The following is a 9,160-nucleotide window of genomic DNA, read 5'->3' on the forward strand; positions in this document are numbered from 1 at the left end:
TTTCCCTTCATCCGTTGGTCGCCCCCGGGGCGCGGCCCCGGACGGTCCGGCCATGACATAGCGCCCGCGCGTAGCTCTGGAACGCCCGGGGTCCTTGTTTGCGACATGAGCAGGGCTCATGAATGCCCCATGCGACCGGGGTCCTGCCCTCGCCGCGCGCGACCGCGTCCAGCGCCGCCGCGACGGGTGTGACGCCGTGGGTCAGATCGAGGATCTCGCGCCGGATCCCGGGCAGACCGACCCGCCCGGCGAGGACGCGGGCGACGGTGCCCCGGGCGACCCAGCCACAGGGCACCGCGAGGCCGGGGCTGCCCCTGCCCTCGCCCCCTTCGTGAACCAGCGTCCCGGGCCGCGGGATCACCCGGTCGAGCCCCGAGGCCGCAACCGCGACATCGGCCCGCTTCTTTTCGGCCATGTAATGTTCGAAACCCGGAGTGCGCGCGCGCTGGCGGCCGGCCTCGGGACAGGCCGAGACCAGGCAGAGGCGGCGGATGCCAAGCCGCTCGGCCGCCGCGACGACCTTGGCCGGGGCATCGCCGTCGGTCGCGGTGGTGCGCTCGGACCCGCTGCCCGCCGCCCCTGCCGAAAAGACGAGGACCTCGCAGCCCTCGGCTGCGCGGGTGAAGTCGTCCACCGTCATCCCGACGATGTCGCCCGACACCGGGACCGCGCCTGCCTCGGCGATCCCGGCGGGCTGTGCGGGTTTGCGATGCAGGCCCCGCACCTCGTGCCCGTCCGCGCGAAGACGCGGCAACAGCTGTCTGCCGATGCCTCCGGTGGCGCCGATCACAAGCACCTTCATTCTTCTGTCCTTCGGATCGTCCGACTGGCCCGGCGCGTCGATCAGCCGGGCAGCCGCTCGACGAAATAGCCGCGGTTCCGGCCCGCGGCGAGGCGGTGGACCCGAATTTCGGCATGGGCCGCGGACCGGTACCAGCCAGGCGCGCTGTCCATGCTGCCGAACCGCGGCCTCACGATCTTGCCCTCGGGCGCGCGGCCCTCGACCGCTTCGGTCCGGCCGCCAGTGGCCAGCAGCCACCCACCGAACCGCGCAGGCGCGGCCGCGACCCTCTCGGCATGGGGGACGATCCGCGCGGGGTCCTGCGGGTCGGGTTCGAGGACGAAATGGCCAGCAGGCCTCATGTTCGGGTCCTTCCGGCTGACATATCGGGGACAAGGCGCACCAGTCGCCCCCTCTCAGGCCGCCAGCCGTGCCGCGAGGCCCCGCAGCGCGCGGGCCAGCCGTGCCGCGTGATCGCGCGCCCGGTCCGTCACCGCTTGCAGGTCCTCGGCACTGTTCACCCCCGGGACATGTCTCATGCTGGTCGAGATGACGGGAGACTAGTCGTCCATCCCGCAAAGCTGCGCCGGAAGAAAGTCCTCCAGCGGAGAGGTCATCGGCTGGCCCGACGCATAGGCCGCCCCGGGAGCGCCCGTGGTGAAGGACTGGATCAGCGGCTTGCCCTGCAGCCGCGTGCCCTCCGCGCCGTGGGCGAAACCATGCACCGGCACGCGGTCGACCCAGGTCTTCATCAGCCCCGGCAGGCCGAAGCAGTCGAAGGGGAAACTGCCAGACAATGACGTCGGCATCGGACAGGGCCGCCTGTTCGGCGGGCACGTCGATGCGGAAATCGGGGTAAAGCGCGTCGAGGCGGCGCAGCTCGATCTCGATCCCGGGCTGCGCCCGCAGGCTGTCGAGGATGATGCGGTTCGCGGTCGACCGGTCGAGATCGGGATGGCCGGAAATGACGGGTGTCTTGGTCATGCTTTGATCCGAGGGGGCATTGGGGAGCTCGGGGCCGATCCAGATCCGCGCGCTTTTGACAATTGGCCGTGGAATGGACCAATCCTTCTTTCCCGGAAGGAAAGGACACGTTGGTGGAGCCGGCGCTTTACGGGCACCTCCGGGTGTTTCATGTCATCGCCGCCGAGGGCAGCGTCACCGGCGCCGCACGGCGTCTGGGTGTCGGCGTGCCCGCGGCCAGCAAGTCTCTGAAAGCGCTCGAAACGCAGACGGGGTGCCGCTTTTCAACCGCAGCACCCGGCGGCTGGAAATCACCCCGGCGGGCGAAATGCTGCAGGGCCGCAGCTCGGACGCGCTGCGGGTGCCGAGCCATGCGGTGGAAAAGCGTGCAGGATCTGGGCCGGACCCCCAGCGGCACGGTGCGGATCACGGTGGCCCGCTTTGCCCATTGGTGCGGGCCGCGGCGGCCCGTGCTTGCCCGCTTCGCCGCGCGCCATCCGCAGATCCGGCTGGAAATCTCGGACGATCACGGCACGGTCGATATCCTGCGACAGGGCTTCGACATGGGCATCCGCTTCGGCGACCGGCTGGAAGAGGACCTGCCCGCGCATCGGAGGCTGCCGCTGATGCAGGAGCGCGACGGCGAGGACCCGACCATCGACATGCCCGCGCGCCTTGCGACCAACGACATCGAGGTGACCGCCGACGCGGTGCGGCAGGGCCTTGGGATCGGCCGGTTGTTCGAGCCAGTGCGCGCCCGCCTGCCCGATGCGGCGGACTTCGCGCCGGTGCTGGAGCCCTGCTGCCGCCGCTATCCGGCGCTCTTTCTCTGTTTTCCCCGGAACGGCCGGAAGGCGGCACGGGTCCGGACCCTGACCGACTTTCTGGCCGAAAGCGCAGGCGGGCGCCGAGCGCTGTCCCCGCCTCGGACACGCCCCCCACGCCCCTCGCTCACGACACCGGACCCGCCGGGCGGGGCTTTGCGGGAAGGGCCCCCGGCGGCAAGGGTTCGGCGGCAAGGGTTCGGCGGCAGAGGACCTGCGCGGAGGCGGACAGTCGCCGTCCCCGCACCGCCCGCTTGGGTCAGGCGGCCCGGCGGCGTTTGCGCCCGGCGCTGCCAAGGGCGCCGCAGGCAAGTCCGATCAGCCAGACCGATGCCGGCAGCGGAACCGGGGCCGGGTCCTCCGCCGCGGCCAGGACCTCGTACCGGAGCCCGGCGGCCGCGCCCTCCTCAAAGCCGAACCAGTAGCTGTGATCCGGGTTGACGGACCCGTCTTCGTTGACCGACCAGACGCCGTCGTCGCCCTTCTCGACCAGGTCGAGATAGGGGGCCTTGCCGGTGTCGCCCTTCAGTTCGATGTCGAGCCAGGCGGTCACGAAATGCTGGCCGATATTGTTGGTGAAGACCTGATCCCAGAGCGGATCGATGTAGTGATCCGCGACGCCCAAGGCATGGCTTTCCTCCGGGGCGGGGATCGGCGCGACGACATGGTGGCCGCCGCCCTCAAGCGTCAGCAGGGAGCGGTCGACGCCGGTCGCGCCTTCCCAGATCGCCCGCACGCCGGTCTCATAGCCCGCCGTGCGGTCGTCCGACCCCGCGATGAACAGCATCGGCACGTCGATCGCCGCCAGCCCCTCGGCCTCCCAGAGACCGTAATTCATGCCCCAGGGCGCAATGGCCACGGCGGTCTTGATCCGCGGATCGGCCATGGCCGCGTGGGTCTCGCTGCCCTGCTCGTGGATCGCCAGCGTGTTCGCAGGCGCCCAGCCCATCGCCGCTTCGGACAGGCCGCCGCCGGCCGTGACGATCGCCCCGTAGCCGCCCATCGAATAGCCGATCAGACCGGTATGGCGCGTGTCGATCAGACCGGCCAGCCCCGAATTTGCGTCGGCGTTCAGCCGCTCCATCTCGTCCAGGACGAACAGCTGATCCAGGGTCCGGTTCACCAGCGTCGAGCCGAACGCCGCCTGGCTGCGATAGGTCGAATCGGTGTGATCGATGGATGCGACCACATAGCCCTTCGAGGCGAGGTTTTCCGCCAGTTCCGCCATCAGGAAGCGGTTGCCCGGATAGCCGTGGCTCATGATCACCAGCGGCAGCGGCTCGGCGCTGTCCGCGGCGGCGGCGTCGCGAACCGCGCGGCCTTCCAGCGCGACCTCGGTGATCCCGTCGCGCAGGTAGACATCAAGCGAGGTCTCGCCCGTCGCGCCCGCGACGGCCGGATACCAGACCTCGACCGTCAGCGGCCGGTCGTAGCGCGGCAGATCCGCCGATGCGCCCGCCGCCGGATCGATGCCGACGATGTCGATCTGGTTTTCATGGACCAGATCGATCCGCCGCACGCCGATGGGCAGATCCCCGTAAGCCGCCAGAGCCGGAGCGTTGGGCGCCTGGCCGTCAATTCTGTTCTCCGCCGCAAGCGGCGTCGCCGCCGCCGCGGCCGTCAGCAACGAGAAGGCCAAGGGAAGATGTCTCATGTGAAGATCTCCTGGGGTCGAGAAACGTCGGCCAGTCCGGCGATTGTCGCGCGATCCGGCGGCGCAGGACGGGACACTGACGCGGTTCCGGTCCGCCGCGGCGGCCGTCGCTCGCCGTTTCGGCACCGATCGGCGCCGTCCTGGACCCATCCTGGGGCCGTCCTGGTGCCGCGCGGCCAGAGCCGCGACGCGCGACGCGTTTCGTGTCATCCGAACTGAATTTTAGGGTCTTGGTGAGCGCGTGACCGTCGGGTATCCACCGCAGGTAACACCGCTGTGAACCCTTCGTCATTTTTCTGACCGCCCTGGCTTTCGCCCTGCCCGGCACCGCCCGGTTCGGCCGGAACCGCCGCATCGGGCGGTCGAGCGTCTTGCCCCGCGCGAGGCCGCAGGCGCAACGGCCGCCATATCGGGGCGTCCGGCCCCCGGGACCGGCGGCAAAGGCCCGGGCCGCGCGGTCATGGACAGGGGTGGCCCTGGCCCGGCCGTCTGCGATGCCCAGTCCAACCGATGGCGGAACGCCAAGGTGGCTGTGCAGCGCCCCGTTTCCGCCGGTGCCGGGAAGGCCAATCGGGCGCGCGCCATTCGGAACGCCGCGCGCCCCCGCTGGCGCCGACGCATCCAGCGCCTCGATCACGTCCCGGCAAAAGGGTTGCGGGATAGGCCCCGCGCCGTGCCGGTCGAAGGCCAAGACCCGACCCGGAACCCGCTTCTGCCGCGCGGCCCCGGGGACGTCCCGAGCCAAGGCCTCGGGTCCTCGCGGGCCTCTTTCCCTGCGGGCTCAGCGGCCGGGGTCGGACAGGCCTGGCTGGCCGACCGGGGCCACGCGGCCAGCGGGACAGCCGGTCGGTCCCGGCAATCGGCCGGTCGCCGATCCGGGCGCGGCCCACCATCATCGGGCCGTCCGCGCCGAAATCCCATGTCTCGTTGCCGCAAGCACGACCCCCTCTGGCACCCGGGCGGCGGGCCTCATGGACAAACCGGTCCGAGAGCCGGTTGCCCGCAGGGCCCAGAAGCGCCCCGATCGGCCGGCGGCCGCGTTCGGCGGCGCATCGGCGCGTCGGAACGCCATCCGGGTTCCGCCAATCGGGGCCGGACGCGGAGGCCCGCGCGGCGACTTCGCGATGGCGGACGTTCCCGGCATCCTTGCCCAGCCAGCCGCAGCGTGTCGGGGGACGCGGGCGGCGGACATGCGACCCCCGAAGGCGCGAAACCGACCCTGTTCCCGGCCGCGGTCAGCAATGGCAACGCGGATGCGCCCTTCTCCAGCCGCCGACGCCCTCGCAAATCCGCTGGACCGGCCGCCGTCGGGGCCGCATGACAGGCAGGACCGAGACACGATCCTCAAGGAAAAGGAAGACCGGCTTGCCTGAAACGCCGAACCTCGTCGACGCGCTGCTGCGCCTGCCCGATCCCGACGCGCTGGTCCCGGCCAGGCGCAGCGCCCATGCGCCGCGCATCCTGATCCTCTATGGCTCGCTGCGCGAGCGCAGCTATTCGCGCCTGGCCGCCGAGGAAGCCGCACGCATTCTCGAACGCCTCGGGGCCGAGGTCCGGTTTTTTGACCCGCGCGACCTGCCCTTGCCCGACAGCGTCGAGGCCGACCATCCGAAGGTCGCGGAGTTGCGCGCCCTGGTCGAGTGGTGCGAGGGCATGGTCTGGTCCTCGCCCGAACGCCATGGCGCCATGACCGCCATCATGAAGGCGCAGATCGACTGGATTCCGCTGTCGCTGGGCTCGGTGCGCCCGACCCAGGGCAAGACGCTCGCCGTGATGCAGGTTTCGGGCGGCTCGCAAAGCTTCAACACGGTCAACCAGCTGCGCGTGCTCGGGCGCTGGATGCGCCTGCTGACCATTCCCAACCAGTCCTCCATCGCCAGGGCCTGGACCGAATTCGACGAGGCCGGGCGGATGAAGCCCTCGCCCTCTTACGACCGCATCGTCGATGTGATGGAGGAACTGATGAAGCTCACGCTTCTGACGCGCGACATCCGCGACCATCTGGTCGACCGCTACTCGGAGCGCAAGGAAAGCCATGCCGAGCTCTCGGCCCGGGTGAACCTGAAGACCCTTTAGACCGGCACCGGCGGAAACGGTCGCTTCGGGCGGGTTCGCCGACCGGCCAACGACGCGACGGAAAGGGGTCGATGCGTCGGGAGGCCCTACGAGGCGCAGCGCGCGCCCGGCGGCCCGGATGGCTCAGCTTCCCCCGGGGTCTTCCAGCGGACAGAGGCCCCGGGATCTCTGCGGACCGACGCGGCCATGGCCCGCTGCGCCGCTCGGGGATCCGCCAGTCGGCAGCGCCTTCGGCCCAAAAGGCGCCGCACCGGACGCCGGGCATTCAACGGGCGACAGCAGTGCCGTTCGCCGAAACGGCCCGATGGATGATCCCGAAAGCCCTTGCGGTTGTGGATCGGGAACAAGTTGGGGCCAAGGCGTAGATTTTTTGATTTCGTATCAGATGCTTAAAGTGACAGTCAAAGTGCCTTGGTGTCAAGATGCGGCCAAGTCGGCCTCAAGGTCCGGCCGGATCACCCCGTGAGACATGAAAAAACCCGCCGAAGCGGGCATTTTCTCATATCGCGGAAGATCGTCAGAGCTAGGTGGGCTCAACCAATCACGTCGTCCAGGTGGACGCGAAGGCTGGCAACGCCATGCTGCATAGGAGCACGAAGCGCACGGAGTTCACCCGACATGATCCTGGAAAAAGGTCCGCGAACGGACCAGCTCCACGCTGACAAGCATAACCTACAGGATGCCATCCATCGGCGGGATCTGTCAGCTCGTCGAGAACCATAATCTTGGAAAGAAGTTGCTCCAGATGCCGACGGGAGAAGACCACCTTTCGGACGGCACCACGCTCAGGTGCAGGTATCAGGGGGACTAGGTGACCTGCCCGATATAGCACCTCCACCTGCCGTTTGCTGGCCCCCAGGTGGCCGGGGATGTCATGAAGACTGATCGCTGTCTGGAAGTCTTCGATCAGAGGCAAGATTTCAGCCGCATCGAACACGATCCTGCCGCTTTCCTTATCTGATGCCCCCATCGGAACCTTCCCAAATTTCTGGAGGATCCGAGACAAGCGCTGCCGATGAATTCCAAGCGTGTCGCTCAGAGCCTGGAAGCTATAGGTGGTGCGGGCGGTGATTTGCTCGCCCAAAATGTTCGTGCCGGGCTCGATCGCAAAGTACTTTGTGATGTGCGTACGGAGGATATCTCGGATGGGCCCCGGATCGATTGCGTTGGCTCGCCGATCAAGCCAGTCAAACAACGCTCCATAGTAGGCGAGAGGCCCCGCCTGAACGGCCGAAGCCGGGGACGTTGCATGGATCGTATCAAGCGCCTCGGTCACAGCCTCGGGGCCTTCGCGGTAGATGCTGAAACCGATGTCTGTCGCCTGCTCCACTTCGATGGGGGCGAGCTTCTTGATCTTGACGCCATGACCGTGCTCGAGGACGGCTCCAAGCATCTCAGACGCGTTCAAGACCTGCTCCAAGGTCTGACCCTCGAGCCAGGACCACACCGGTGTACTCATATTGGAGAGGCTGCATTTCAGCCAACCAATGTACTCGGGCGTGGGGTCTTCGACAGTATCCCGTTGTTTGAAAGTCGAAACCGAGACCGCATCGGGCAGCGCTTCTGCAGATGCATTGTCTGAATGGGCGAGCCAAAGACCATGGCGGTCACATCGGTGAACGTGCCGAAAACCCCAGATAAGCCGTTGCCGCCAGCATTCGCGGGCACCATCCGCCGCCAGGCAGGCCGGGCAGAAATGTGCAGCATGCGGGGAGAGAAATGCCCGGGCCAGTCGCTGGTCCCTGAAGCTTGCATGAGTCTGCTTCACGTCGACACTGTTTGCCAAAAGCTCTTCGGGTTCGACGCCCACCATCTCCGCAAGTGCGCTGGTTTCCGCCGCATGGCCCGAAACGAAGCTCGGAGCGCTGATATTGAGATCACGCAGGAAGTGCCGCATACCGCGCCCCGTGTGCATGAGCGCAAGACGGTTGGCGAACGACAACGTCGTTTCCTCGGGGTCAAACGGCAGATATGGACGCAGCACTCTCATCGCACCCATCCCATGGCCCTCAGCTCGCTCTCGACGAAAGACCAGTCTCCGGGGTGAAAAGGTGTCATTTCCCTGGGACCATTGCTTTTCACGAAGATGCGCTCGGCGTCCTCGAGTTCGAGCCGGGAGCGCCGCTTGGTGATCACGCGGCGCAGGCTATCCTTGACGAGTTTGACCGCACGGCCAGCCTCCCCATGCTCAGCGAACAACACACGCTCAGAAAACTTGAGCCGGGGTCAATCGCGATACCCAGCTTACGTGCTGACGTAGCTACACACCTTGGTCTGCCCCCCCCGGAAGTTCCCTCGCCGTAGCGTAGAGTCTGCCCAACCTGAAGGAGCAGTCGAATGAGGAAAAGCCGTTTCACCGAGGCGCAGATTATCGGGCTGCTCAAAGAGCAGGAGGCGGGTTTGCCCACGTCGGAACTTTGCCGGAAGCATGGGCTGAGCCCCGCGACCTTCTGCAAGCTCAAGGCCAAGTATGGCGGGATGGACCTGTCGGACGCCAAGCGGCTGAAGCAGCTCGAGGATGAGAACGCGAAGCTGAAGCGCCTGCTGGCGGATGCCATGCTGGATCGAGCCATTGGAACGCCATTGGTCCGAGAGACAATGGCGAGGGTTGTTCTGAAGGATCTGCTGGGAAAACCGTGACGACGCCGATGCAACGGCGGGACGCGGTGTTGCGGGCGATGAGGGATCATCCGATCTCGCAACGCCGGGCCCGCGTCCTGATCGGTGTCGATCCGAAGACGGTGCGGCGTGAGCGGCCGCCCGATAACCCTGCAATCCGTGAGGAGATGCACAAGATCGCCGAGAAGCGTCGACGCTTCGGCTATCGGCGCGTGGGCATCATGCTGGAGCGCAAGGGGATGA

General features: G+C 67.6%; 8 protein-coding genes and 3 pseudogenes. 3 read left to right on the forward strand and 8 right to left on the reverse strand.

Annotated elements, in window-relative coordinates:
* Positions 1–7: 7 nt before the first annotated feature.
* The 5 genes and pseudogenes from C8N38_RS02695 to C8N38_RS22235 form a co-directional block, all read right to left on the reverse strand.
* On the reverse strand, positions 8–802 hold the full coding sequence (locus tag C8N38_RS02695; protein ID WP_108023633.1) for an NAD(P)H-binding protein: 795 nt from the start codon (positions 800–802) through the stop codon (positions 8–10).
* A 41-nt stretch (positions 803–843) separates the two neighbouring features.
* The gene (locus C8N38_RS02700) at positions 844–1,143 is read right to left on the reverse strand and encodes a DUF1330 domain-containing protein (protein ID WP_108023635.1); all 300 of its coding nucleotides are present in this window, start codon (positions 1,141–1,143) and stop codon (positions 844–846) included.
* A 54-nt stretch (positions 1,144–1,197) separates the two neighbouring features.
* Complete coding sequence (locus C8N38_RS22100) at positions 1,198–1,320, reverse strand: hypothetical protein (RefSeq protein ID WP_281258202.1); 123 nt, start codon at positions 1,318–1,320, stop codon at positions 1,198–1,200.
* A gap of 21 nt (positions 1,321–1,341) precedes the next feature.
* Positions 1,342–1,590: an NAD(P)H-dependent oxidoreductase gene (locus C8N38_RS21585; protein WP_215731069.1), complete on the reverse strand. Its 249-nt coding sequence runs from the start codon at positions 1,588–1,590 to the stop codon at positions 1,342–1,344.
* A gap of 28 nt (positions 1,591–1,618) precedes the next feature.
* Positions 1,619–1,765, reverse strand: a pseudogene (locus tag C8N38_RS22235) (hypothetical protein); the annotation flags it as partial.
* A 143-nt stretch (positions 1,766–1,908) separates the two neighbouring features.
* Between C8N38_RS22235 and C8N38_RS22240 the strand changes: the two are divergent.
* Positions 1,909–2,343 (forward strand): annotated as a pseudogene (locus C8N38_RS22240) (LysR family transcriptional regulator); the annotation flags it as partial.
* Positions 2,344–2,827: 484 nt separating this feature from the next.
* On the opposite strand, the gene C8N38_RS21780 reads toward C8N38_RS22240, so the two are convergent.
* The gene (locus tag C8N38_RS21780; protein WP_108023637.1) at positions 2,828–4,222 is read right to left on the reverse strand and encodes a poly(ethylene terephthalate) hydrolase family protein; all 1,395 of its coding nucleotides are present in this window, start codon (positions 4,220–4,222) and stop codon (positions 2,828–2,830) included.
* Between the two features lie 458 nt (positions 4,223–4,680).
* Positions 4,681–5,376: a DUF1348 family protein gene (locus tag C8N38_RS22245; protein ID WP_215731074.1), complete on the reverse strand. Its 696-nt coding sequence runs from the start codon at positions 5,374–5,376 to the stop codon at positions 4,681–4,683.
* A 211-nt stretch (positions 5,377–5,587) separates the two neighbouring features.
* On the opposite strand from C8N38_RS22245, the gene arsH reads away from it, so the two are divergent.
* Positions 5,588–6,298, forward strand: coding sequence for an arsenical resistance protein ArsH (gene arsH, locus C8N38_RS02725; RefSeq protein ID WP_425440003.1), 711 nt, complete (start codon positions 5,588–5,590; stop codon positions 6,296–6,298).
* A gap of 541 nt (positions 6,299–6,839) precedes the next feature.
* On the opposite strand, the gene C8N38_RS02730 is transcribed toward arsH, so the two are convergent.
* The gene (locus tag C8N38_RS02730) at positions 6,840–8,288 is read right to left on the reverse strand and encodes a TniQ family protein (RefSeq protein ID WP_158272288.1); all 1,449 of its coding nucleotides are present in this window, start codon (positions 8,286–8,288) and stop codon (positions 6,840–6,842) included.
* A gap of 347 nt (positions 8,289–8,635) precedes the next feature.
* On the opposite strand from C8N38_RS02730, the pseudogene C8N38_RS02735 reads away from it, so the two are divergent.
* A pseudogene (locus C8N38_RS02735) lies at positions 8,636–9,160 on the forward strand (transposase); the annotation flags it as partial.

The sequence above is a fragment of the Rhodovulum kholense genome (assembly GCF_003053725.1).
Classification (GTDB): domain Bacteria; phylum Pseudomonadota; class Alphaproteobacteria; order Rhodobacterales; family Rhodobacteraceae; genus Rhodovulum; species Rhodovulum kholense.

Excerpts from the sequence above, each read along its gene's own strand:
- C8N38_RS02695 (WP_108023633.1), bottom strand. The coding sequence starts at position 802 with ATGAAGGTGCTTGTGATCGGCGCCACCGGAGGCATCGGCAGACAGCTG.
- C8N38_RS02700 (WP_108023635.1), bottom strand. The coding sequence starts at position 1,143 with ATGAGGCCTGCTGGCCATTTCGTCCTCGAACCCGACCCGCAGGACCCC.
- C8N38_RS22100 (WP_281258202.1), bottom strand. The coding sequence starts at position 1,320 with ATGAGACATGTCCCGGGGGTGAACAGTGCCGAGGACCTGCAAGCGGTG.
- C8N38_RS21585 (WP_215731069.1), bottom strand. The coding sequence starts at position 1,590 with ATGCCGACGTCATTGTCTGGCAGTTTCCCCTTCGACTGCTTCGGCCTG.
- C8N38_RS21780 (WP_108023637.1), bottom strand. The coding sequence starts at position 4,222 with ATGAGACATCTTCCCTTGGCCTTCTCGTTGCTGACGGCCGCGGCGGCG.
- C8N38_RS02730 (WP_158272288.1), bottom strand. The coding sequence starts at position 8,288 with ATGAGAGTGCTGCGTCCATATCTGCCGTTTGACCCCGAGGAAACGACG.